The sequence below is a fragment of the Blautia sp. OF03-13 genome (assembly GCF_003460685.1).
Lineage (GTDB): Bacteria > Bacillota > Clostridia > Lachnospirales > Lachnospiraceae > Fusicatenibacter > Fusicatenibacter saccharivorans.
The window spans coordinates 239,449-263,804 of the sequence record NZ_QTVR01000001.1 but is presented as its reverse complement, the minus strand read 5'-3'; the positions used below and the strand labels follow the sequence as shown (position 1 = coordinate 263,804).

The 24,356-nt window shown below is 44.1% G+C and carries 18 protein-coding genes, 2 tRNA genes, 4 pseudogenes and 1 riboswitch; of the genes and pseudogenes, 18 read left to right on the top strand and 6 right to left on the bottom strand.

The features are described from left to right. Positions 1-112: 112 nt before the first annotated feature. The 3 genes and pseudogenes from DXA55_RS01185 to DXA55_RS01175 form a co-directional block, all read right to left on the bottom strand. Entirely contained in the window at positions 113-778 is a 666-nt protein-coding gene (locus tag DXA55_RS01185) for an acyltransferase (protein ID WP_055228579.1), read from the bottom strand. 48 nt (positions 779-826) lie between these two features. Then, positions 827-2,928, bottom strand: a pseudogene (locus DXA55_RS01180) (DNA topoisomerase). Further along, complete coding sequence (locus DXA55_RS01175) at positions 2,925-3,683, bottom strand: formate/nitrite transporter family protein (protein ID WP_117812831.1); 759 nt, start codon at positions 3,681-3,683, stop codon at positions 2,925-2,927. The pseudogene DXA55_RS01180 and the gene DXA55_RS01175 overlap by 4 nt, the downstream one beginning before the upstream one ends. A gap of 150 nt (positions 3,684-3,833) precedes the next feature. Here DXA55_RS01175 and DXA55_RS01170 point away from each other — a divergent pair, with 150 nt between their 5' ends. From DXA55_RS01170 to DXA55_RS01145, 6 genes and pseudogenes are all read left to right on the top strand, one after another. After that, positions 3,834-4,025: a hypothetical protein gene (locus tag DXA55_RS01170; RefSeq protein ID WP_055267586.1), complete on the top strand. Its 192-nt coding sequence runs from the start codon at positions 3,834-3,836 to the stop codon at positions 4,023-4,025. 158 nt (positions 4,026-4,183) lie between these two features. Then, positions 4,184-4,259, top strand: a riboswitch (cyclic di-GMP riboswitch). A gap of 99 nt (positions 4,260-4,358) precedes the next feature. Further along, entirely contained in the window at positions 4,359-6,203 is a 1,845-nt protein-coding gene (locus DXA55_RS01165; protein WP_117812830.1) for an ABC transporter substrate-binding protein, read from the top strand. A gap of 146 nt (positions 6,204-6,349) precedes the next feature. Continuing rightward, positions 6,350-8,515, top strand: coding sequence for an ATP-binding protein (locus DXA55_RS01160; protein ID WP_117812829.1), 2,166 nt, complete (start codon positions 6,350-6,352; stop codon positions 8,513-8,515). A gap of 45 nt (positions 8,516-8,560) precedes the next feature. Beyond that, positions 8,561-9,375: pseudogene (locus tag DXA55_RS01155) on the top strand (substrate-binding periplasmic protein). Next, positions 9,359-11,521 carry an ATP-binding protein gene (locus DXA55_RS01150; protein ID WP_117812828.1) on the top strand — a complete coding sequence of 721 codons (2,163 nt, stop codon included), beginning with the start codon at positions 9,359-9,361 and terminating at the stop codon, positions 11,519-11,521. Before DXA55_RS01155 ends, DXA55_RS01150 begins: the two are co-directional and overlap by 17 nt. A 102-nt stretch (positions 11,522-11,623) precedes the next feature. Continuing rightward, positions 11,624-11,860 carry a hypothetical protein gene (locus tag DXA55_RS01145; RefSeq protein ID WP_117812827.1) on the top strand — a complete coding sequence of 79 codons (237 nt, stop codon included), beginning with the start codon at positions 11,624-11,626 and terminating at the stop codon, positions 11,858-11,860. Between the two features lie 171 nt (positions 11,861-12,031). On the opposite strand, the gene DXA55_RS01140 is transcribed toward DXA55_RS01145, so the two are convergent. The 3 genes from DXA55_RS01140 to DXA55_RS01130 are packed head-to-tail and all read right to left on the bottom strand — an operon-like array spanning position 12,032 to position 14,033. Next, positions 12,032-12,979, bottom strand: coding sequence for a TlpA disulfide reductase family protein (locus tag DXA55_RS01140; RefSeq protein WP_055228227.1), 948 nt, complete (start codon positions 12,977-12,979; stop codon positions 12,032-12,034). 30 nt (positions 12,980-13,009) lie between these two features. Beyond that, on the bottom strand, positions 13,010-13,900 hold the full coding sequence (locus DXA55_RS01135; RefSeq protein WP_117812826.1) for a 4Fe-4S binding protein: 891 nt from the start codon (positions 13,898-13,900) through the stop codon (positions 13,010-13,012). Continuing rightward, on the bottom strand, positions 13,893-14,033 hold the full coding sequence (locus DXA55_RS01130) for a CD1871A family CXXC motif-containing protein (RefSeq protein ID WP_117812825.1): 141 nt from the start codon (positions 14,031-14,033) through the stop codon (positions 13,893-13,895). Before DXA55_RS01130 ends, DXA55_RS01135 begins: the two co-directional genes overlap by 8 nt. A 144-nt stretch (positions 14,034-14,177) precedes the next feature. Here DXA55_RS01130 and DXA55_RS01125 point away from each other — a divergent pair. The 12 genes and pseudogenes from DXA55_RS01125 to queA form a co-directional block, all read left to right on the top strand. Next, a pseudogene (locus tag DXA55_RS01125) lies at positions 14,178-14,375 on the top strand (cell filamentation protein Fic); the annotation flags it as partial. 319 nt (positions 14,376-14,694) lie between these two features. Next, positions 14,695-14,898, top strand: a complete 204-nt coding sequence (locus DXA55_RS01120; RefSeq protein ID WP_147326118.1) for a hypothetical protein — start codon at positions 14,695-14,697, stop codon at positions 14,896-14,898. Then, positions 14,898-15,812 (top strand): ABC transporter ATP-binding protein, encoded by a 915-nt coding sequence (locus DXA55_RS01115; protein WP_117812823.1) that lies wholly within the window; start codon positions 14,898-14,900, stop codon positions 15,810-15,812. The genes DXA55_RS01120 and DXA55_RS01115 overlap by 1 nt, the downstream gene beginning before the upstream one ends. Beyond that, on the top strand, positions 15,809-16,708 hold the full coding sequence (locus DXA55_RS01110) for an ABC transporter permease (RefSeq protein ID WP_117812822.1): 900 nt from the start codon (positions 15,809-15,811) through the stop codon (positions 16,706-16,708). Before DXA55_RS01115 ends, DXA55_RS01110 begins: the two co-directional genes overlap by 4 nt. 31 nt (positions 16,709-16,739) lie before the next feature. Further along, positions 16,740-16,943: a hypothetical protein gene (locus DXA55_RS01105; protein WP_117812821.1), complete on the top strand. Its 204-nt coding sequence runs from the start codon at positions 16,740-16,742 to the stop codon at positions 16,941-16,943. 15 nt (positions 16,944-16,958) lie between these two features. Then, positions 16,959-17,570 (top strand): aldehyde dehydrogenase family protein, encoded by a 612-nt coding sequence (locus DXA55_RS01100; protein WP_158565006.1) that lies wholly within the window; start codon positions 16,959-16,961, stop codon positions 17,568-17,570. Positions 17,571-17,681: 111 nt separating this feature from the next. Further along, positions 17,682-17,754, top strand: a tRNA-Val gene (locus DXA55_RS01095). 20 nt (positions 17,755-17,774) lie between these two features. Beyond that, positions 17,775-17,848 (top strand) — tRNA-Met (locus tag DXA55_RS01090). A 63-nt stretch (positions 17,849-17,911) separates the two neighbouring features. Beyond that, positions 17,912-19,096, top strand: a complete 1,185-nt coding sequence (locus DXA55_RS01085; protein WP_330415021.1) for an exonuclease SbcCD subunit D — start codon at positions 17,912-17,914, stop codon at positions 19,094-19,096. Continuing rightward, positions 19,093-21,477 (top strand): AAA family ATPase, encoded by a 2,385-nt coding sequence (locus DXA55_RS01080; protein WP_117812819.1) that lies wholly within the window; start codon positions 19,093-19,095, stop codon positions 21,475-21,477. The genes DXA55_RS01085 and DXA55_RS01080 overlap by 4 nt, the downstream gene beginning before the upstream one ends. Positions 21,478-22,430: 953 nt before the next feature. Beyond that, positions 22,431-23,033: pseudogene (locus DXA55_RS19470) on the top strand (SbcC/MukB-like Walker B domain-containing protein); the annotation flags it as partial. Positions 23,034-23,178: 145 nt separating this feature from the next. Further along, positions 23,179-24,204, top strand: coding sequence for a tRNA preQ1(34) S-adenosylmethionine ribosyltransferase-isomerase QueA (gene queA / locus DXA55_RS01070; RefSeq protein ID WP_022461410.1), 1,026 nt, complete (start codon positions 23,179-23,181; stop codon positions 24,202-24,204). Positions 24,205-24,356: the final 152 nt, after the last annotated feature.

Here is a 24,356-nt window from a genome sequence, read left to right as displayed (position 1 = left end):
AGCATATTTTGATAAAAAATTGCAAAGACCACCGGAAAACGATAAAATTTCCGGCGGTCTTTTAAATCAATCGGTTTGGTTTTCTCTCGATAAAAGAGAATTTTTTTAATTATCAGATTTTTTTGACAATTTCTTTCGCATTCTTAAAAATATGACCTGACGGGATCACACCGCGAACACAGGAGAGTGGATAAATGTTGGAATTTCTTCCGACAACCGTTCCCGGGTTCAATACGCTGTTACAGCCGACCTCAACTTCATCGCCGAGCATCGCACCGAATTTTTTCAGTCCGGTTTCGATCTGTTCATCTGCGCCTTTGACAACAACGAGCTTCTTATCGGATTTTACATTGGAAGTAATGGAACCGGCACCCATATGGGCTTTGTATCCAAGAACAGAGTCGCCGACATAGTTGTAATGCGGAACCTGTACTTTATTAAAGAGAATGACATTTTTCAGTTCGGTGGAGTTTCCAACGACAGCGCCTTCGCCGACGATGGCGTTTCCGCGGATAAAGGCACACTGACGGATCTCAGCGCCTTTTCCAATGATGCATGGGCCGTTAATGGAAGCGGTCGGTGCGATCACGGCATCTTTTGCGATCCAGACATTTTCGCCGCGTTTTTCGTATTCTGCCGGATCGAGTGTTTCGCCGAGTTCAAGAATAAAATCTTTAATGAGCGGAAGCACTTCCCATGGATACGTTTTGCCTTCAAAGATTTTTGCGGCAATGGTCTGGGTTAAATCATAAAGTTCAGAAATGGTTGCATCTTTCATGCGTGATTCATCCTTTCTTGTTTTAGTTCCTGTTTATCTTACCACATTTCAGGAGTTCTGTGCGCCCTTTTTTCTGGCGGTGGAATAGGACTTTGCAGAGGAGTCTTCTGCAGCGGTACGTTTCCCGGTACGGGAGCGCGTGGAAGAGGCTTTTCTGTAATACGGCGCGGACGCATCAAAGCTGCTCTTTAGCTGGAACTGATTCCGCAGCTGCTTCACATTTACCGTGTGGCGTGTAACAAAGTTTCCAGTTTTCCCATATATTCCTCGGAGGTAATGGAGCCTTCCGCTACATAGGTAAGTCCCTTTTCCCAGCTTGCCGTCAGCTCCGGATTCAGAAGCGGGCGGATCGACTGGTGTACGACGTCGTAGATCATTTCGCCAAGCTGTGTCGGGGTGATAACCTGCGTCTTTTTGTTCAGAGCAAGATATTTGATAAAGACAAGCTTTTTCAGAATCTCAGCACGCGTCGCACTCGTTCCGATGCCGCTTCCCTTAATCTGCTCGCGCAGCTCCTCGTCTTCAATGAGCTGTCCGGCATTTTCCATTGCAAGGATCATCGAACCGGAGGTGTAGCGTTTTGGCGGAGAGGTTTCTCCTTCCTTGATAGAAAGGCCGAGAAGATTCAGCTCGCTGCCTTTCTGCAGCTGGGACAGCGCTGCAAGAAAAGAGGGATCGCAAGTCGTCTCGTCCTCCTTTCTGCCCTCGTCGTCCTCCTCTTTCTTACGGAAGAAAGAATACTGCATGGCTTTTAAATAGCCCTCCTGCACGAGAACACGGAAGTTGGAGAAAAACTGCTCGCCGCCGATTTCGGTGACAAGAGCAACTTTCTGATAGACCGCCGGCGGATAGAAGATACCGAGAAAACGGCGGACAATCGTCTCATAAACTTTTGCGGAGAGTTCCGAGAGGTTCCGCAGATTGTTAAGGCCCTGTCCGGTCGGAATGATCGCATAGTGATCGGTAATCTGTTTATCGTTTGTATAGCGGGTGGAACCAATCTTTTTCCAGCTTTCACCCTGCAAAATTTCATTTGCAAGGCCGCTGCAGATGCCGTACTGCTGCAGGCCGCGCAGGTTTTTGCTGATTTCCCTGGCAACGGCAGAAGAAAGCACACGGGCATCGGTTCGCGGATAGGTAACCAGCTTTTTCTCGTAAAGCTCCTGAACAACTTTCAGCGTTTCATCCGGACTGATTTTGAAAAAGCGGGCACAGTCATTTTGCAGCTCCGCAAGGTTGTAAAGCAGTGGCGCATTTTTATTTTCCTTTTTTCGCTCCATTTTCAGGACATGCGGGATCAGAGGATTCTGCATGCTTAATTCCTCGATCAGTTTCTGTGCGTCCTCTTTTTTCTGGAAGCCGTTCTCCTTATAGAGAAGCGGAGAGTTGAAGTAGCGGCTGCCTTTTACGGCGCGCCATTCCCCCTCAAAATTGCGTCCATTTAAGGAAAGACCGGCGATGACACGGTAGAATGGTGTTTTCACAAAGCTGCGGATTTCGCGCTCCCGGCGTACGACCATGCCGAGCACACATGTCATAACACGGCCGACGGAAATAGACTGATATTTAGTGCCGAGATACGATGCGACAGCGCTTCCGTATTTGAGCGAGAGAAGACGGGAAAAATTAATGCCCATCAGGTAATCTTCTTTGGCGCGGAGATAAGCGGATGCCGAAAGATTGTCGTATTCACTTTCGTCCTTCGCTTCGCGGATACCGCGCAGGATTTCTTCTTCTGTCTGCGAGTCGATCCAGACACGCTTCTGTTTCTTGTCTTTGATACCGGCCATCTGCGCGACGAGACGATAGATGTATTCTCCCTCCCGCCCGGAGTCGGTACAGACATAAATGGTTTCAATATCCTCCCGGTGGAGCAGGTTACTCACAATGGTGAACTGCTTTTTTACTTCCGGGATAACTTCATATTTGAAGTTTTCAGGCAAAAAAGGCAGGGTCTCGAGACTCCACCTTTTTAACGCAGGATCATATTTTTCCGGATAACTCATCGTAACCAGGTGACCGACGCACCAGGTTACGACGGACTGATCCGACTCTAAGTATCCATCCCTGCGCTGCATATTCTGTTTTAACGCTTTTGCGAACTCCTGAGCAACGCTCGGTTTTTCCGCAATGTATAAAGATTTTGTCATTTATCTGCACTCATCATTCGAAGCGGCCAGGTAAGGAGCACACCGCCTCCTATTGCGTTTCCTATAGTTACAATGACCATACTTTTCAATGCGGCAGTCAGAGAAATGCCGCCTGGGACCAGAAGTGCAGCGGTAACAAAGGTGGCCATATTGGCAACGCAGTGTTCAAAACCGGCAACAACGAATCCGGCGATGCAAAGTATAATCATGAAAAATTTGGCAACTTCATTTTTGCATTTCATGCCGCAGGCAACGGCGAGGCAGACGAAGAAGTTGCAGAGAATGGCACGGAAAAACATTTCTCCGGCAGGAATGGAAAGTTTATTTCCAATAAATCCTGCGTAATAATCGGCAGTACCGGAAGCACCTGCCAGTACGAAAATTACGGAGAGAATCAGGCATCCGACAAAGTTTCCGATGTAGCTTACCAGCCATACTTTTCCAACCTGTGCCCAGGAGACTTTTTTGTCATAGGCCCCAAATGCCATAACAAGATTGTTTCCGGTGAAAAGCTCTGCACCGATAAAAACGATCAGCAGAACCGCAATGGCAAACACAATACCGCCAAGCAGTTTTCCCCAGGCAGGATCTGTACTCTGGAACGTATTGCCTACCACGTTGGAGAAAATCATGGCAACCACGATAAAGAAACCGGCCATGACTGCACGGAGAAAGTATTTCCCCGGGTGTTCTTTCAGCAGCTTTGCTTTGTTTACGGCTGCCTCTGAAAATTTTTGTACGTCATCATAAGGCATAGAATAACTCCTTTCTTATGTCCCGTAGGATGGACATATCCCCTCTCTTTTTGTCCGGGGGATGGTCTTTTTTTCCGGAGCAGCTTGCAAATGCTTCGGATTTCGCGCTTTCAACTTTGGCTATTATAGCATTTCCCGGAAAGATTCGCAATGAAGGAGGAAGAAAAAAGTATATTTCCACAGAAATGTCAGAAAATAAGGGGTGAAACGACAGATTGTATGATGAACTCAGAGGGATTGAAACAAGGATTGAAAGCTTTTTTAACCGAGTTTGCCACTTGCTCAAAGACAGGACTTCCAGAAAATATGATAGATATCATATTTCTGGAAGTTTTGTTGTAAAATAATGTAACGTACTTAATAGTAGGAGAACAGTTCGGGTATATGTATCGGCTGTTCTTTTTTTGCTTTTGAACGTTAAAATGTTAATCTTTTTCTTGCGTATAGTAGAACACTAAAGTATAATAAAATCAGTTTTTTGCATAAGATTAAAGCTATAATAAGGAAATTGGCAAACCAGATGAAAGTCTGGGACGCAAAGCTACAGGGCCTGTAAAATGGCAGCCAGTTGCATAAAATGAGGTGCACTGTCTGTCTGACGGTGCTTTTTTACGGTGTTATTTCATAGACGTAACAATAAGGATTTTATCAGGAAAAAATGAGGAAAATAAAAGTATGAAAAAGGCAAAACGTTGTCTGACAGCAGTGGTGTCAGGTGTGCTTGCAGCAACTGCTGTCTTGTCTGGATGTGGACAGTCAAAGAAAGAAGTATCTATAAATGATGATCATCTTACCGTTTATCTGTGGGAAAATCGTTTGATGAAAAATATTGCACCCTATATCCATGAACAGTTTCCAGATCAGGATATTGAATTTATTATAGGTAACAATGATACCGATTTATACAGTTATTTTAAAGAACATGATGAATTACCGGATATTATAACAGTACGTCGATTTTCTGGAACAGATGCACAGGACTTACAGCCTTATCTTATGGATTTTGCTTCTTATGATGTTGTTTCCAAGTATTATTCTTATGCGGTGCAATATTATAAGAATGAGGAGGATGAAATCCAGTGGCTGCCAATCTGTGGTATTCCGCAGACGATCATTGCCAACAAAACACTGTTTGATCAGTATGGCGTAAAGATTCCAGAAAATTATGAGGAATATGTACAGGCCTGTCAGCAGTTTTATGATAATGGCATAAAACCGTATTCCATGGATCTTGGTGAAGACTGGTCTAATAATGAAATCATCCAGGCTGCAGCAATCGGTGAGTTTACAAGCCTGGATGGTATTGAATGGCGAAACGGTGCAGAGACTGCAGCGGATGAAGTGAAGTTTGATGATACATTATGGAAACGTATTTTTTCAGAAACCAGTCAGTTTCTTAAGGACTCGCACTTTGGTAAAGAAGATATCAATATTGACGTCGATACAGGAATCCAGATGTTTGTCGAGGGAAAATCAGCAATGTTTCATGGACATCCGACGGTTATGCAGCAGCTGCAGAAACAGATGGATGCGGAGCTGACCCGTATTCCTTACTTTTCACAGACATCGGATGAATCCTATGTGTATATGACTCCGTCCTTAAACATTGCATTTAACAAAAACCTGGAAAAAGACCGGGAGAAACTGGATACTGCACTGGATGTGCTGGATTGTATGATTTCAGAAGAGGGGCAAAAGCTGATTGCGGATGGAAGCGGTGTTATTTCATTGAATACAGATGTTCCAACCATGATGCAGGATGTGCCTGGACTGGAAGAGGAAATTAATCATAATGCTGTTTATATCCGATATTCCGCCCAAAAATCATTTGATGCAAGTCTTGAGGCTGTTCACGGATTACTGTCAGGGGAAATGGATGAAACACAGGCTTATGATACTTTTCGCAGTGTAATGAATCGTAAAGATCCAGAAGAAAAAGCAATGATGAATTTTGAAAATGAATATTCCATTTCACTGAACGATAGAAGTGGCCGTGATGCAGCATCTTCCATTTTAACTACGATCAGAGAAGAAAATGATGCACAGCTGGCTCTGGCACCATATTATTATTTCACTTCCTCTATGTACAAAGGAGAATGCACCAGCAGCCGGGTTGGCATGATGACAGCGAAGAGTTCAGATACAGCATTATATTTTACAAAAATCAATGGTAAACAGGTTTGTGAACTCGTGGAAAATTATCTCGCCGATGCGGATGAGAATTTTTACGTAACCAATAAATACGAATTACCAATTGCATCCGGTATGAAAATGATCGTCAATCAAGAGGAAAGTGGATTTTCGTTAAAGGACTTAACAGTTAATGATAAGAAAATAGACAAAGAAAAGGAATACTCGATTCTTCTTACAGACACCACAATGTCCGTTTTGAAAAAAATAAATCCGAAATGTGAGATTGAGCAGCTTAAAGATACAACATTATCAAGTGCATGGATCGAAGCAATGTCAAAAGGACAGCAGCCGTCAGCACCGGAAGACTATATAGAGGTTGAACAGTAAAAGTGGAGATAGAACAAGCGGTAAATAAAAGAAAAAAAATAACAAGGCTGTTGCTTATACTACTTATGATTCTTTTAAGCTTAGTTTGTATCAAGTATCTTATAAGTAAGTCTAATAAGTATATCAGCGAAAATGGAAAAAGCAGTATGGGAGCTGTTGTTGAACAGATACAGCAGACCTATGATCTTCAGGTGAGTGGATACTACAGCCAGCTGCAGTTGGTTGAGGAATTCTTACTTCATGAGAGGGAACTGTCTCTTGAAACGGATACGAACAAAAATTTCTTTGAAGCATGGGAAAAAGAATCGGAAAGTACTCTTATATTCCTTCAGGAAAATGGTCAGGCAATATCAGCAGGTGGAACAAAAATGCGGATTGATATGCCAAGTAAACTTCTGCTGGACTTAAAGAACGGATACAATATTGGAAAACTGGTGCGTCTTGATTATGATCAGAAGAAAAAAGACGGTTATCTGGTTGCGATTCCATGTCAGGAATACACGATCAATGGAGAAACTTATACGGCAATTGGAACTGTGTATGATCATTCGAAACTGGATTCCATGTTAAAATTGAAAGGTTATCATGGAAAAGCATATTTGTTCATGCTGGATCATGACGGAAATATTACGTATACGAACCAGAGTGGAGATAAATACCTGCGTAATTATTCTTTGTTAAAACATTTAAAAGGGGAACAGGCTATTACAGAAGAAGAGGCGGATTTGTTCAAAAAGAAGTTTGATAACAGAGAATCCGGAGTTGCACTTTTGAGAAAACAGAACCCCTATTATCTGGGGTATTGCCCGATAGAAAGCAACAACACCATTTTGGTGTGCATTGTGGCCAAGGGAGTTGTGGACAATGTGCTGATGGATTACCAGAAAACGGTGTTGTTTACAACAATACTCATGGCAGGTTTTATACTTTTACTTTTTGCCGGATTATTCTACAGTATTTCCAGACTTAGTCTTGCAGATCAAAAAGCAGAATATGAAAAAAGAAATAATGAACTTCATTTACAAACAATGAAGGAAATGGAAGTAGTCAATCAAAAACTGAAAAAGGCAAAGAACGTTGCAACAGAGGCTTTACAGACAGCTGAAAATGCAAATAAGGCGAAAACGGATTTCCTGTCTAATATGTCACATGATATTCGCACACCTATGAATGCAATCATTGGTATCACATCTTTGATCAGACATGATGCAGGTAATAAAGCAAAAGTTATAGAGTATGCAGATAAAATAGATATTTCATCGCAGCATCTGTTGGGAATTATCAATGACGTTCTGGATATGAGCAAGATTGAGGCAGGAAAAACAGTCTTCAAATATTCTGACTTTTCTATTCTGGATCTTGTACAGGAACTTAACACTATATTTCATACTCAAATATATGAAAAGCAGCAGACCCTTACAATCATAAAAGAAAATATTCAGCATGAGTGGGTGAATGGGGATCAGGTTCACCTGATACAGATTTTCAGCAACCTGCTTTCCAATGCAGTGAAGTATACCCAGGAAGGTGGGGAAATTCAGTTCTTTGTAGAAGAATGTGAGACAAAGTCATCTGTCTATGCAAAGTACCGTTTCTTAGTTAGCGATAATGGTATGGGAATGTCGGCAGATTTCAAGGATACAATTTTTGATGCGTTTACCCGTGCGGAAAGTTCCATTACAAATAAAATACAGGGAACCGGACTTGGAATGGCGATTACTAAGAATCTGGTTGAGGCAATGGGAGGTACCATTGATGTGGAGAGTGAATTGGGACAGGGAAGCTGTTTTGAGGTTCTCATGGATCTGAAAATTGCAGAGGATAGAACAGTTGCTCTGGCGGCACAAGAAGAAACAGATAAACAGGATGGTAATATCCTTCAAGGAATGAGATTCCTGTGTGCAGAGGATAATGAGCTGAACGCGGAGATCCTGACGGAACTGTTAAAGATTGAAGGTGCGGAATGTACCATCTGTGAAAATGGCGAAGAGATTTTGAAAGCATTTGAACAGTCTGCTCCAGGTGATTATGACATGATCCTGATGGATGTGCAGATGCCTGTTATGAATGGCTATGAGGCGACGAGGGCAATCCGCAGAAGTTCCCATGAACTGGCAAAGACGATACCGATTATTGCCATGACTGCCAATGCATTCTCAGAAGACATTCAGCATTCCCTTGCGGCTGGCATGAATGCACATGTTTCAAAACCGGTTGAGATGAAGGTGCTGGAAAAGACGATTAGAAGCATAAAATCCGGCGGGGGGGGGTACCGAACCGCAGGTCACTGTACAGTGACGAATGGAAAGTAACCGGACATAGAAGAATCAAAAAGGATAGTTAGGGATGGACAGAAAATGAAAGGAAAAAGAGTGATTGCAGGCATTCTGCTTGCGGGAATTTTAGCAGTCACCCTGGCAGGGTGTAAAACACAGATAACACGAAAGAAGAAACCGAAAGGCCTGTTATTACCCTCGGCAGTGACAACTATCCACCATACAATTATCTGAATGAGGATGGTGTACCGACGGGAATCGATGTAGAACTGGCTACAGAAGCTTTCAAAAGAATGGGATATCAGGTGGACGTTGTCCGGATCAACTGGGAGAAGAAAAAAGAACTGGTGGAGAGCGGAGAGATTGACTGTATCATGGGCTGCTTTTCCATGGAAGGGCGTCTTGATGATTACCGCTGGGCGGGACCATATGTAGCAAGCCGTCAGGTGGTTGCTGTAAATGAGAATAGTGATATCTATAAACTGAGTGATCTGGAGGGTAAGAACCTGGCTGTTCAGTCCACAACCAAACCGGAAGGTATCTTTCTGAACCGGACGGATGAGAGAATCCCAAAGCTGGGCAATCTGATCAGCCTGGGACACAGGGAGCTGATCTATACATTTCTGGGAAAAGGATATGTAGATGCAGTTGCAGCACACGAGGAATCTGTTGTCCAGTATATGAAGGATTATGACGCAAGCTTTCGTATCCTGGAAGAACCTTTGATGATCACTGGAATAGGTGTTGCTTTTGCAAAAGAGGATGACAGAGGAATCTGTGAGCAGATGAGCCAGACGCTGGAAGAAATGCGTCAGGATGGCACATCTCTGAAAATCATTGAAAAATATCTGGATGATCCCCAGAAGTATCTGGAGGTGGATGATCTTGGATATTAAGAGAAAGAAAAAAGAAAAACGGATCCAGCTGTTCGGCGGTCTGATTGGAGTCTGTGTGGCTGTAGCCTCTCTGTTTTATTTCTTCCACGCAGAAAAAGCCGAAGCAGAGAAAAGAATGGTGGAGATTGTAAACTATGTGAAAGTGCAGTGCTCCACCTACACCCATTTTAATGAATCTTCGGAATCAAAAAGCCTCCTCCGTGCCATTGAAAGTGCTAGACAGATGAGTACAAATATTAAAATGGAAATAGAAAACGGCGGTCAGCTAAGCCGGGATTTCCTGAAGGAAAACCTGCAGACTCTATGGGTGGATGGTATCATTGTACTGGATGCAGAAGGAAAGACGGACTGTGAATACAGCACGGATGAGTCTCTGGCTAATGAGATTACGGAGTATCTGCAAAAAGAAATTATCATGAATTTTGCCGGATATGAAGAAAGAAGCTATTCGGAACGGTTTACCAGGGAAGATGGATCCTTTATTGACATTGCAGCCTGTGCCAGAAAAGATGCACTGGGTATCGTTGCAATCTATTACTACACATCTCCTGAATTTGCCAGAAACTATACACTGACGATACAGGGGCTTTTAAATGGTTATAGCATCCAGAAAGATGGAACGATTATTGTTGCAGACGATGGGATCGTTGTTGCCAGCAATGATGAGAGTCTGTTGGGACAGAATACAGCCGACAACGAAGTTGTTCAGGCAATGAAAAAGCATACAGACAGTCAGCATATCTATCATTTTAGAAAGGAAGGAATTGGATGTTATGGAATCATGCTGAAGCAGCGTGATTATTATATCTACGCATATCTTCCGGATACGGAAGTGTTTCGTAATCTTCCATTAAGTGTTATAGGTGTTATTTTTCTTTATTTTCTGATGTTCGGCATATTCTGGTTCTGGACATACAGAACCAATCTGGCGCACCGGAAACAAGAATTTGAAAAAGATGAAAAATATAAAGCAGAACTTCTGACAGCAGCAAAAAAGGCAGAAGCCGCCAATGAGGCAAAAACAGAGTTCCTTCATCGTATGAGCCACGATATCAGGACTCCGATTAATGGAATCTACGGTTTGATTAATATGGCAGACCATTATGCAGATGATATGGAGAAGCAGAAGGAATACAGAACAAAGGTTAAAGCGGCATCCAATCTGTTGCTGGAACTGGTAAATGATGTTCTGGACATGAGTAAGCTGGAGTCGGGTGAAGTTGTTCTGGAAGAGAGTCCATTTAATCTGAGCAAAATTTCTGAGGAAGTGCTTGTTGTAATTGAACAGATTGCTGCAGAACAGAATATCCGGATTGTATGGGAGAAAAAAGAAATCATATACCGTGATCTTATTGGAAGTCCGGGGTATGTAAAACGTGTGATGATGAATATCCTGTCCAATGCAGTGAAATATAACAGAGAAAATGGACATATTTATCTTAGCTGCATGGAAGTCCCATCCGAACAGCCAGGAATGACGACAATGGAATTTATCTGCCGGGATACAGGAATCGGAATGACTGAGGAGTTCCAGAAACATATTTTTGAACCATTTGCACAGGAATATACGGGAAGCCGCACAAAGTTTGTCGGAACCGGACTGGGAATGGCCATTGCAAGGAAGCTGGTCGAGAAAATGGGTGGAACCATTACTTTTGAAAGTGAAAAAGGCGTAGGGACGACATTTGTGATCCGGGTTCCATTTAAAATAGATCCGGATGCGGATAAACGTGAAGAACAGAAGGAGGTATCCGAAAAATCTATAAAGGGATTGCATATTCTGCTGGCGGAAGATAATGAGCTGAATATGGAAATCGCTGAATTTATGCTTCAGAATGAGGGCGCTGACGTGACCAAAGCATGGAATGGGCAGGAAGCGGTTGAGCTGTTCAGAAAAAGTGAACCCGGTGAATTTGATGTCATTCTTATGGACATTATGATGCCGGTAATGAATGGTTATGAAGCTGCAAAGACAATCAGGTCTCTGAACAGAGAGGATGCAAAGACAATACCGATCATTGCAATGACAGCAAATGCCTTCACGGAGGACAGAATAAAAGCAAAAGAAGCAGGAATGGATGAACATGTTGCTAAGCCTGTTGATATGGAATTACTGATAAAAGTAATTCATAGATTGGTGAAATAAAAGATATTATAAGAAAGTTATAAAATTGTAGAAAAGCGTGAAAAGAGTTATGAAGAACGTATCCTGAGAGACATTCAGAATGGAATTACACTGGAAACACTTATGGCAAAAAAACATAAGAAAACTCCAGAAGAAAAAGCAGCTGTTGCGATACAAAAGAAGCAGCAGAGGCGAGCAAGACGGAAAAAAGAAACAAGTGATAATCTGGCTAAAGAAGAAATCTTGCAAGATGACAGATTTTTCTTTATTGCCGGTTACACCTCCGGAGATGCACCGTATGGTGTCACCTGGGAGGAAATGGGTCTGAAACCTTGGGAAGATTTGGAAGAGAATAATTGAGATGTTCAGTGCAATCTTATTTATCTCTTGTGACTGAAACAGGTTCCCGTTTTGCCGGAAGTAAGTCAGAACTGATTTCAGGAGCATTGAGCAGTGCAGTGAAATTCTCAATGATGTTAGGGGGCAGTTACTGCAAACAGTAACTGCCCCCTAACTAGGATATTTATGTAATTATTTCTGGTCCAGTACGGACTGAATCTGCTTCATCAGCTGATCGTAGTTTGACTGATCGTCAATGCCACCCATGAAAGGTTCCCCAACGATATTTCCGTCTTTATCTACAAGAACGGTTGTAGGAAATGCCATGATGTTTCCTTTTCCAGCATAGTTTCCAACTGTTGAATTAGAATCGAAAGTCAGGTTCTTGTAGGAAGCGCCCTGAGCTTTCAGGATTTCTTTTGCCTCTTTGATTCCGGCTTCATTGTTGTCTAAAGTATCCATGTTGATACCAACAACTTCGCCACCCATTTCTTTGAGTTTCTCATTTAATTCATTCAGCTTAGAGAGCTCTCCGACACATGGCTTGCATCCACTGAACCAGAAATTTACAACGGTAACTTTATTTTTAGCGAAAAGACTGTCATCTACATCGTTTCCATCCAGATCTTTTCCTTTGAAACCTTTGAATACAGCTGTGGATTCGTCTGATTTGGAGGAAGAGCTGTCAGAGGAATCGGATGCAGCAATCTCCTTCTCAAGCTTGGCAATTTCTTCTTCAATTCCGCGGATTGTCTCGATGTCTTTGCACAGAGTTTCATATTCTTCTTCAGAGAAAGAGTCTTTGTTAGATTCCACTGTGCTTGCGAGGGAATCAGCATAGTTTTCGCTCATGGCATCACCGGCAGCGTTCTTGTTCATAAGACCAAAGGCTTTGTCCCATGCATCTTTGTGATCAACAAAAAGCTGGTTTTCCTGCTGGTAAAGGTCATTCCGTTTTTCGTTCAGCTCGTCTGCGCTGCCCGTTTCTGTTGTGGAAGAAGATTCCTGTTTTGTGTTTGTATTGTCTGTTGAGGAGGAATTTCCGCAGCCTGTAAACGCAAAAAGTACAGAAATGGCAAGGGATGCAGCAATTACCGTTTTTAATTTCATTGAGTTTGTTCTAAGTGTTTTGTTTTTCATGATTTTAAATCTCCTTTAAATTACGTTTTATTAGTTTTTATTTTCAGCCTGTTTCTTAGTTGAAAATCCGTAATGATAGCAGATTGCATCAGTCGGACAGGCTTTCATACATTCTCCGCATCGGATACACTCCGGATGGTTTGGTGTGTCTACTACATTGACATCCATCTTACAGACACGACTACATTTCTGGCAGCCAACACATTTCTCATGATCAACCTGAATCTTAAGAAAAGATACCTTGTTAAACAGTGAGTAAATAGCACCCAGCGGGCAGATCCATTTACAAAATGGACGGTAAAACAAGATGCTCAGGATGATGAAAAGCGCAAGGATTGTGAACTTAAATGTAAATAAATGTCCGAGTGTGGCACGGATTCCTGAGTTGGCAAGTGCCAGCGGAATTGCGCCTTCAAGTACGCCCTGTGGGCAAATGTATTTGCAGAAGAAAGGATCTCCCATACCAAGTGAATTGGTTACAAATGCCGGAAGTAGTATAACAAAGACGACCAGAATCACATATTTCAGATACCGCAGAGGCTTCAGTTTTGCGGTGGAAAGTTTCTTGCCCGGAATCTTATGCAGCAGATCCTGGAACCATCCAAACGGACAGAGGAATCCACAGATAAACCGCCCTAACAGAACACCTAACAGGATGAAAAATCCGGTGATGTAGTAGGTAAATTTGAATTTTGAAGAACCGACCACGGCTTGAAAAGCTCCAATCGGACAGGCACCTGTGGCGGCAGGACAAGAGTAACAGTTTAGTCCCGGGACGCACATCGTTTTTACATTTCCCTGATAAATTTTCCCTTTAAACAGATTCGGGATGTGAATGTTGGTCAGCAGTGTAGCAACTGCCTGAATCCATCCGCGGAAGCGGGCCAGAAAGTTTTTGTTTGATTTCATTTTCTTATCCAATTCCTACACACTCCATACATAATTTTATTGCCTTGCTAAGAACAACCGCTGCTTCTCCGCGGAAGATCCCGACAAGGAAAAACACCAGACCGGCTGCAAGTAAAAGAATCTGTGTTGCTTGTTCAGATTTCATTAAAATACTCCTTTCAATGTTCAAAGTCCGTTTATTGACCTTTCGATGTTTGCATTATACAATAGAGGGCGTAAAATTCCTGTTAAGAAAATGGAGAAAAATAAATTGAGATTATTAGTTGTTGAAGATGAGAAGAAATTATGTGTAGGCCGATTGCTTATGTTCAAGGAATGCCTGAAGTACAATATCGTTCCGTTCATGATCGAAGAGGATCTGAAGATGTTTTATTATCGTGGTCTGAAAGAATGGAACAATGAAAAAGGTTATCTGATGGATACCTGTCTGACAGCGCAGGATCGGTATAAGGAATATTTAGACTATTTTAGGATTTCGTATTCATAACTCATTTTGAGAAGAGGAATGTTGAAAAGATGGAAGGACAACAGATCAAAGATGAAGTATTAAGATAAGCGGGAATTCATGACGTGGAGTTTCAAGTGATTAAAAAATTTATGAAAATGAATAAGTGGAAAGTTGCATGTCCATTGACATGGCTTTCCACTTATTTTTATGAATTCCTATGCGCCAGACGAGCAGACAACAGAAATTGGCATCTTACCCGCGAATTTCTGCATTTTACATCATGCAGACTGGACGAATGCTGTAAAATCATATATAAAAGAAATAGGAATAACTGGGGGTGAGATGGATGACATGTGAGGTGGAACAGATTGATCCAAAGCAGGAAGAACATGTTATGGTATATTGCCACAACAGGGAAGCATCCTGGGTGCAGAATGTTCGGGAAGCTGTATTTGGACAAACATCGGTATGTGGATATAAAAATCACGTTTTGTATCAATTGAAATTGTCTGATATTTTTTATGTGGAACAGCAAAGAAATCAAAGGAGAGGGCAGGCGTAATGGAAACAGATATGATTAAAATCACTCATTTAAAGAAAAGCTTTGGTGATGTAAAAGCAGTCAATGATCTGAGTTTTCAGGTGAAAAAAGGAGAGCTCTTTGCATTCCTTGGTGTAAACGGGGCAGGGAAGAGCACAACGATTTCGATCATCTGCGGGCAGCTTCGCAAAGACAGCGGAACGGTTCAGATCCAGGGCACAGATCTGGATAAGATCGGAAGGAAAGTTGGAACAATGCTTGGCGTGGTATTTCAGGACAGTGTGCTGGACAAGCCACTTACCGTCAGGGAAAATCTGAAAAACAGAGCAGCGCTTTATGGAATAACAGGAAAAGCGTTTGAAAAAAGATTGCGGGAACTGGTGGAGATTTTTGATTTCGGAGATTATCTGAACCGGCCGGTCGGAAAACTGTCCGGCGGACAGAGAAGAAGAATTGATATTGCAAGAGCCTTGCTGCATCGGCCCGAACTTCTGATTTTAGATGAACCAACGACAGGACTTGACCCACAGACGCGGCTTTTGATCTGGGATATCATTGAAAAACTTCGAGTGGAAGAAAAGCTGACAGTTTTTCTGACTACGCACTACATGGAAGAAGCTGCAAATGCCGGTTATGTGGTGATTCTGGATAAAGGAAGCATCGTGGCAGAAGAAACTCCTTTTGAGCTGAAAAATGAGTATGTGCAGGACACTATGTCTGTTTATGGTGTGACAGAAGAAGAAATCAAAACACTGGGCAGAGAGTATAAAAAGATCCGGGATGGCTATCAGTTAAAAGTAAAAAATACCGCAGAGGCTACCCGGCTGATCGTGGAACATCAGGAAATATTCCGTGATTATGAAGTGGTAAAGGGCAGAATGGATGATGTATTTCTTGCTGTAACCGGAAAAACATTGGGAGGTGAGCACAGATGAAGGCAGTATTTGCACTTATAAGTCGAAACAGAAAATTGTTTTTTAAAGACAGAGGAATGTTTTTTTCGGCTTTAATTACTCCGGGAATTCTGATTTTGCTGTATGCTACATTTCTGGCAAACGTATACAGAGATTCCTTTGTGTCCGCGATCCCGGACATGATTACAATCTCAGACAAACTGATCGATGGAACGGTGGCCGCACAGCTTGCCGCGGCTCTTCTGGCAGTCAGCTGTGTGACTGTGACATTCTGCGTGAATCTTACGATGGTACAGGACCGGGCAAACGGAACAAGGAAAGATTTTAATGTATCGCCAATCAGCAAAGCACAGCTTTATCTTGGGTATTTTTTATCTACTGTAGTCAATTCCCTGCTGGTGAATGGGCTTGCGCTTGTATTATGCTTTGGCTATATGTACAAAATGGGCTGGTATATGAGCGCTGTAGATGTACTCTGGGTTCTTCTCGATGAAATTTTACTGGTACTCTTTGGAAGCACGTTGTCAAGCATCGTCAGTTTTCCACTGACAACCCAGGGTCAGTTATCCGCAGTGGGAACGATCGTAAGTGCCGGGTATGGATTTTTATGCGGAGCTTACATGCCGATTTCAAATTTCGGCAGCGGCCTGCAGAAAGTACTGTCGTATCTGCCAAGTACCTACGGAACTTCCCTGCTGAAAAATCATATGCTCCGTGGAATCTTCGAAGAGATGGAGAACAATCAGCTGCCAGAAGAAATGATTACTGCGATTCGTGATACACTGGATTGTAACCCGAAGTTCCAGGGGTCTGTAGTAAGTGTAAATCAGATGGTGATGCTTATGGTGGGATGTGTTGTGGTATTTGGAATTATTTTTTTGTGCATGACAGCTCTTCCGGAGAAAGATGGGAAGTAAATATATCCTTCGACTATAGAATGAATAAAAAATGAGAAAAGAGACAGTTATGAATATTGCAGAAAGAGAGATCGATGACCCGGAAAAAGAGGGCGTTATACTCGAATATGTAAATTTTACGAAAGAATTTGCAGAAATAAAAGAGTATGTAAGAAGCAAAGGGGAATCTATCCGGGGATACACAGAAAAGAAAGAATGTGTTTCCATAAGAACAGAAGATATTTTATATTTCTAGGCAGTGGAAAACAAGGTGTTTGCTTATACGTCAAATGAGTTTTATGAAATTAAAAGCAGACTGTATCAGCTGGAAGAGAAAATAACAAGAAAATGTATGAAGCGTGCATCAAAGACAACGATTGTAAATGCGGATCGTATTGTTTCGGTTCGTACCGCATTAAATGGGCGTTTGTATGTGCGGATGGAGGCTTTGAGCAGATTGGAAATGGCCTTGCAAAAACAGGAGCAGATCCTCTGCAAAGCGCTGCATACGGATCTTGGAAAGAGCAAGACGGAGAGTGTGATGTGTGAGATTGGACTGGTGCAGGGGGAAATCCGCTGGATGAAGCAGCACTTAGGGCGGCTTTGCAGACCAAAACATGTCAGAACACCGCTGGCGCAGTTCGCTGCAAAAAGTTATCAAAGCCCTTCTCCTTATGGCAATGTGCTGATTATGAGCCCGTGGAATTACCCTGTTCTGCTGACGTTAGAACCGCTGGTAGATGCCATTGCGGCAGGAAATACTGCGGTGGTAAAGCCAAGTGCTTATGCACCGGTCAGTGCAAATGCCCTGAAAGATCTGTTAGAAGAATGGATAGTTAAAGACAGCGTATGCCGGAAGGACATGAAATCGCTGGTATTGTAGAAACAAAAGAAAAAATTTGAAAAATTTCAAAAAATATCGTTGACAAACAGAACAAAACGTGCTAATATACATATTGTCAGCAGGACGTAAGAACTGCTAGAAAACAGATATGGGGTCTTAGCTCAGCTGGGAGAGCATCTGCCTTACAAGCAGAGGGTCACAGGTTCGAGCCCTGTAGGCCCCATACTTCTAAAAATATAGTATGGCGAGATAGCTCAGTTGGCTAGAGCACGCGGTTCATACCCGCGGTGTCGAGGGTTCGAATCCCCCTCTCGCTACGAAAGAGAGAGCTCCTGCGAAAGCAGGGGCTTTTGTTGTTTTACGTTCGGAGGGGGCTGCCAGTGGCGGGCCCGGCAGATTACAATACCATGGAAAATGACAGGGAGGCGCTTATGAAATTATTCCACTTATCCGATCTCCACATCGGAAAGCGAGTCAATGAATTTTCGATGATCGAGGATCAGAAGTACATTTTGTCGCAGATTCTGCATGCTGCAAAAAGAGAGAGACCAGATGGCGTACTGCTTTCCGGAGATATTTACGACAGTACGATTCCAAGTGCAGAAGCGGTTCAGGTTTTTGACGCGTTTCTGACAGAGCTTTCCACCAATCGGATTCCCACTTTTATTATCAGTGGAAACCATGATTCCGCCGAGCGTCTGGCATTTGGATCCAGCCTGATGGGAAAAAGCGGGATCTATTTTTCAAAGGTATACAATGGAACGATAGAGAAAATTCCGCTGCAGGATGCGTATGGCACGGTGTGGATTCATCTGCTTCCGTTTTTACGGCCTGCGGTGGTGCGCCATGCCCTGCCGGAGCGTGCGGAAGAAGTAATGTGTACAGCGGATGCAGTTCGGATTGCACTGGAACAGGATCTGGTTGATGAACAGGATCGAAATGTGATTCTGGCCCACCAGTTCGTAACCGGGGCAAAACGATGTGATGCAGAAGAACTGCAGGTTGGCGACTTGGATCAGATTCCGGCAGAATTGTTTGAAAAGTTTGATTATGCTGCACTGGGGCACATCCACAGCCCACAGAAGGTGGAAAGAGATACGGTTCGCTATTGCGGTTCGCCGCTGAAATATTCTTTTTCGGAAGCAGGACAGGAAAAATCGATTACGGTGATCGAATTAAAAGAAAAAGGAACGGTGGAGCTTAGAACAATTCCATTAAAGCCCTTGCACGATCTCAGGAAAATCCGGGGGACGTATCTGGAAGTCACGGCAAAAACATTTTATAAGAACAGCGACTGCGAGGATTACCTTCTGGTGACGTTGACGGATGAAGAAGATGTGCCGGATGGAATGGCAAAACTCCGAACGATCTATCCGAACCTGATGCGCCTGGAGTACGATAACAAAAGAACCCGGTCTGCTGCAGACATTGGCACGGCGGAACGAGTGGAGGAAAAATCAGAACTGGAACTGTTCCGGGAATTTTATGAATTACAGAATAATCAGAGCATGACCGCACAGCAGAAAGCGCTGGTGGAAGAATTGTTACGGGGGATGAAGGCATGAAACCAAAGAAATTAGTCATCAGTGCATTCGGACCGTATGCGGACCGGATAGAACTTGATTTTGACCGGCTGGGCGGCGGTCTGTATCTGATTACGGGGGACACCGGCGCTGGAAAAACAACGATTTTTGATGCCATCACGTTTGCGCTTTACGGGGAAGCGAGCGGTGAAATTCGGAAAGGCGAAATGTTCCGCAGTAAGTATGCAAAACCGGAGGTGCGTACCTTCGTAGAGCTTACGTTTACGTATCAGGGAAAGGACTATACGGTAAAGAGAAACCCGGAATATCTGCGCCCGAAGGACCGCGGACAGGGCATGACGATGGAGAAAGCGAATGCAGAACTGATTTTTCCGGATGAGCGGCAGCCGGTTACGAAAACTTCGGAAGTGACAAAGAAAGTGACAGAACTTCTCGGGCTGGATCAGCGTCAGTTCCGACAGATTGCGATGATTGCGCAGGGAGATTTCCAGAAGCTTCTGCTGACAGGAACAGCGGATCGGAGTGAAATTTTCCGGAAAATGTTTCACACAGAGATTTATCAGGAGCTGCAGAAGCGCCTGCGGGAAGCAGCAAAGGAGCGCTGGAAAATATACGATGAAAAGAAACGCAGCATCAGCCAGTATCTGGAAAATGTTGTCTGCCCGGAAGAGGCAGAATGGAAAACAGAGTTTGACCGGCTGAAGAAAAATAAATTCGACGGCCAGGTTATGCGCGGTATGGAACTGCTTGCACGCTGCATCGAATGGGACGATGAGAAATTAAAGGCGTTGCAAGACGAGCAGAGTACGCTAAATGAAGAGATCGAAAAGAAAAACCAGCTTTTGGGAAAAATAAAAGAGCGACAGACGAGACAAAAAGAGAAAGAGCAGAAAGAAAAAGAATGGGAGACTCTGCTTCCGAAGGAAGAAGAAAAGAAAAAGAGAAGTGAGCAGGCAGAGAAAGAGGCAGAGATTTGTAAGCAGTTGGAAGAGCAGATTCGGGAAGAAAAAGTGTGTCTGGAACTGCTGCGAAAAGTGCAGCAGGAGCAAAGTGCAATGACACAGCTGCAAAAGGAACTGCAGGCAGCAACAGAAGCAAAAGAACAGCTTCAGACAGAGCAGGAGCGTGCAAAAAAAGTCCTGGAACAGAAGAAAGCACGGGAAGAACGTCTCTCTGATGCGGAGGTGAAACTTGCACGGACGGAACAAAAAGAAGCGTATGCCGCAGAGCAGATACAGCAGATGGAAGCATACTGCGAGACAATTGCAGGCGCAGTCAAAGAGGAAACGGCAAACAAAGAAGAGGAAAGCGTTCTTTGTAAAAAAATAAAAGAAACAGAGGAGACAGCGGCCAGGGCAGCCGAAGAGGCAGAAAGGCTGGCCGGGCAGGATCAGGTCTGCGAAAAACTGCTGGATGAAAAGAAAAATCTGGAACAGAAAATCCACACTTTAGAAGAAACGAAAAAACAGCTGGAGAGAACGACGGCTGAAAGGACGCAGATTGCCGCGCAGGTGACACAACTGCGAAAGGAAGAAGAGAACTTACAGGCGGATATCGCGACAACGGCAGAACATCTGGCCGAAAGAGACGGAGCCGCGCTGCTGCAGGAAAAATACCACCAGAAGCTGGAAACGCTGGAAAATCTGCTGGAAAGCTGGGAGCAGGGACGCAAAGAACTGGAAGAAAAGCAAGGTGCATACCAGCGTGAAATCAAAAAGAGAGATGCTTTACGGGAAACATATCAGGCGATGGAATCTTTATTTCTGGATGCACAGGCGGGAATTCTGGCAGAAAAACTGACAGAGGGAGAACCATGCCCGGTCTGCGGCGCTATTCATCATCCGCAGCCTGCCAGACGAGCAGAACATACGCCAGATAAAGAAACGCTGGATCACAAGAAAGAAGAACTTCGGATGCAGGAGGAAGCAGCTGCGGGACAAAGCGAGGCTGCGGGCAGCTGCCGCAGACAGGTAAAGGAAAAACGTGCACAGCTAACGGAATGGCTGTTAAGAGAACTGCCCGAGAGTCAGAAAGAACACGAACAGAAGCGACTTTCACAGATGCCGGATGTTTTATTTCAACAGGAAGCGGTCGAGAAGGCAGAGCAGCTTCGGAAGGAAGAAGAAACACAGAAAGTACGTCAGATGGAATATGCGGAACTGGAAAAAAGACAGACAGAACGGCAGAAAAGACTGGAAAGCATAAAAAAGACCATTGCAGCGGAACAGACACAGCTTGGCCGGGCAGAAGGAACCAAAAGAGCACTGGAAGAACAGTTGGAAAAAGAAATTGCGGAGGCACAAAAAACGACTGCTTTTATGGAGAAAAAGAATCCTGCGCAAAGAAAGGGTCCGGGGGAGAGCGAGGACAGAAACTCCCTGGCTGATCAGATTGCCAGGTGATTTCCTTCCGGAAAAACAGACAGAAACAGTGTGAGGGAGAGATTGCTGCCACGCGGGCAAAGGTGAGCCGCCGTGCAGAATGTATCGCACGGCAGAAAAAAGCGGAAGCTGAGCGGAAAGAGGATCATGAGCGGCTGCAGAAGGTGCGGAGCCGTCTTGAAGTACTGCAAAGCGATCGGAAGAGATGGAAGGAACAAGAAGAGAAACTGCTGGAAAATCTGGAAGAGCAGAGAGCGATCTGGGCAGAACAGGATCAGCAGAAAACAGGAGCGAAATCCGAAGGCAGGCCTGGAGATGGGAAGGAGCAGCTGAAGGATCTGGTAAGTGCAGAAACGGTGAAAAAACAGATAAATGAATTTACGGGATCGGAAATCGCAGAAAAACTTGCAGATGCGGAAAGAGAGCTGTGGATTCGGTCTGTATGGGAACAGCACTGGCTGAAACAAAAGCGAAAAGAACTGACAGAACAGAAACAATGTATTCTTGCAGAACAGGAGGAACTGAAAAAGATCCGACAGGAAATCCAGGAAGAAACACAGAAAACGGAGCAAAGAGAACAGGAAATTCGCAAAAAAGAGCTGCGGGAAACGGAACAAAAGGCTGAAAGAAAAGCACTGCTGGAAAAGATCCGGGAAAAAGAGGCGCAGCTTGCGGGAAAAGAAGAAACAGAACTTCTGGAACATATTGCAGCCTGGGAAGCACAGAAAGAACGGCTGGAAGAAGCACAGAAAACAGCAAAAGAGGAACTGGATGCCATACAGAAAAAACTGACGGAAGTACAGGCGGCGCTTACGGCGATTCAGGCGTTAGAAACAGCGGATTCACAGGAACAGCCACTCCCGTCAGAAATAGAATTACAGGAAGATTTAAGGGGACTTTCCGAACAGAAACAGGTTCTGGATCAGCGTTATAACGAGCAGTATCACGCGGCAAATACGAATCAGAACACATATGATGCCATTCGGAATCAGCAAAGTCAGATGCAGACCGTGGAAGAAGAGTACAAATGGGTCAATGCGCTTGCGGATACCGCATGTGGAAATGTGAGCGGAAAGCAAAAGATTGAACTGGAAACGTATGTGCAGATGGCGTATTTTGACCGGATTCTGCGAAAAGCCAATGTGCGTTTCCTGACGATGAGCCAGGGACAGTATGAGCTGAAACGGCAGGAAGACGGCACGAATAAGAAAGAAAAAGCCGGATTGGAACTGAATGTGATTGACCATTATAACGGAACGGAGCGGAGTGTCCGCACGCTCTCCGGCGGCGAATCGTTTCAGGCATCGCTTTCGCTGGCACTTGGCCTGTCAGATGAAATTCAGTCGTATGCAGGAGGAATCCGGTTAGATTCCATGTTTGTGGACGAAGGTTTTGGTTCTCTCGATGAAGAGTCCCTGAATCAGGCGGTGAAAGCACTGGAAGGTCTGGCGGATGGAAACTGTCTGGTCGGAATTATTTCTCATGTGCCCAAGTTAAAAGAGCGGATTGAGAAAAAAATCATTGTGACGAAAAATCGAAGCCGGGATGGTGTAGGAAGCCGGGCAGTGATCGAGTAGACCACACAGGAGATGATTGGGATTCGAGAGAATTCCTTGTCAGAAAGTACGGAAAATGCTATAATGGATCCGTTGGGCAAAAAAAGTTGAATGAACAGAGCAAATCCGGCGAATCATGCCGGCTGCCATAGAATGGAGGAAACAAATGAAAACATCAGATTTTTATTATGATCTGCCAAAAGAACTGATTGCACAGGATCCATTGGAAGACCGCAGCGCTTCCCGCCTGATGCATCTGGATAAAACGACAGGTGAATATAAGCATGGTCATTTTCGTGATATTCTGCAGTATCTGAAACCAGGCGACTGTCTGGTTATCAATGATACGAAGGTAATTCCGGCGCGTCTTTATGGTTCCAAGGTCGGAACGGATGCGGCAATTGAGATTCTTCTTTTAAAGAGAAAAGAAAATGACATCTGGGAAACGCTGGTAAAACCGGGCAAAAAATGCAAGGTCGGAACCGTAATATCCTTTGGAGACGGAATTCTGACAGGCGAAGTAGTCGATATCGTGGATGAAGGAAACCGCCTGATCCAGTTCCACTATGAAGGCATTTTTGAAGAAATTCTGGATCAGCTTGGTGAAATGCCGCTGCCGCCGTATATCACACACAAACTGCAGGACAAGAACCGCTATCAGACGGTATACGCGAAACACGAGGGAAGCGCAGCCGCTCCGACCGCAGGACTGCACTTTACAAAAGAGCTTCTGCAGCAGGTACAGGATGCCGGTGTAAAGATCGCCCATGTAACCCTGCATGTCGGCCTTGGCACCTTCCGTCCGGTGAAAGTGGAGGATGTCACCCAGCATCACATGCACTCTGAGTTCTATGTGGTAGAAGAAGATCAGGCAAAACTGATCAACGATACGAAAGCAGCAGGCGGCCGTGTGATCGCAGTCGGAACAACGAGCTGCCGTACTCTGGAGTCGGCAACCGGTGAGGACGGCATTTTAAAAGCCGGAAGCGGCTGGACCGAGATCTTTATCTATCCGGGTTACCGCTTCAAGATGATCGACGGACTGATCACCAATTTCCATCTGCCGGAGTCCACACTGGTGATGCTGGTATCAGCACTGGCTGGAAAAGAGCATATTATGGCAGCTTATGAAGAGGCTGTGAGAGAAAAATACCGCTTTTTCTCCTTCGGCGATGCCATGATGATTGAATAAAAAATTCGTTTATGACAAAAATACGATGCTGAAAGAAAACGACCATATAGGAACACCAGCGAAGCCCTATATGGTCGCTTTTTGTCCAGCGAATCTTCTAAATCTTTCTTTTTCCCTGCCGAAAAACAGAAGATTTTATTAAGGTTTCTGAA

Excerpts from the sequence above, each read along its gene's own strand:
- DXA55_RS01175 (WP_117812831.1), bottom strand. The coding sequence starts at position 3,683 with ATGCCTTATGATGACGTACAAAAATTTTCAGAGGCAGCCGTAAACAAA.
- DXA55_RS01160 (WP_117812829.1), top strand. The coding sequence starts at position 6,350 with ATGGGAGCTGTTGTTGAACAGATACAGCAGACCTATGATCTTCAGGTG.
- queA (WP_022461410.1), top strand. The coding sequence starts at position 23,179 with ATGAAAACATCAGATTTTTATTATGATCTGCCAAAAGAACTGATTGCA.
- DXA55_RS01110 (WP_117812822.1), top strand. The coding sequence starts at position 15,809 with ATGAAGGCAGTATTTGCACTTATAAGTCGAAACAGAAAATTGTTTTTT.
- DXA55_RS01115 (WP_117812823.1), top strand. The coding sequence starts at position 14,898 with ATGGAAACAGATATGATTAAAATCACTCATTTAAAGAAAAGCTTTGGT.
- DXA55_RS01145 (WP_117812827.1), top strand. The coding sequence starts at position 11,624 with ATGGCAAAAAAACATAAGAAAACTCCAGAAGAAAAAGCAGCTGTTGCG.
- DXA55_RS01130 (WP_117812825.1), bottom strand. The coding sequence starts at position 14,033 with ATGAAATCTGAACAAGCAACACAGATTCTTTTACTTGCAGCCGGTCTG.
- DXA55_RS01170 (WP_055267586.1), top strand. The coding sequence starts at position 3,834 with ATGAAGGAGGAAGAAAAAAGTATATTTCCACAGAAATGTCAGAAAATA.
- DXA55_RS01185 (WP_055228579.1), bottom strand. The coding sequence starts at position 778 with ATGAAAGATGCAACCATTTCTGAACTTTATGATTTAACCCAGACCATT.
- DXA55_RS01165 (WP_117812830.1), top strand. The coding sequence starts at position 4,359 with ATGAAAAAGGCAAAACGTTGTCTGACAGCAGTGGTGTCAGGTGTGCTT.
- DXA55_RS01105 (WP_117812821.1), top strand. The coding sequence starts at position 16,740 with ATGAGAAAAGAGACAGTTATGAATATTGCAGAAAGAGAGATCGATGAC.
- DXA55_RS01080 (WP_117812819.1), top strand. The coding sequence starts at position 19,093 with ATGAAACCAAAGAAATTAGTCATCAGTGCATTCGGACCGTATGCGGAC.
- DXA55_RS01140 (WP_055228227.1), bottom strand. The coding sequence starts at position 12,979 with ATGAAAAACAAAACACTTAGAACAAACTCAATGAAATTAAAAACGGTA.
- DXA55_RS01150 (WP_117812828.1), top strand. The coding sequence starts at position 9,359 with ATGATCTTGGATATTAAGAGAAAGAAAAAAGAAAAACGGATCCAGCTG.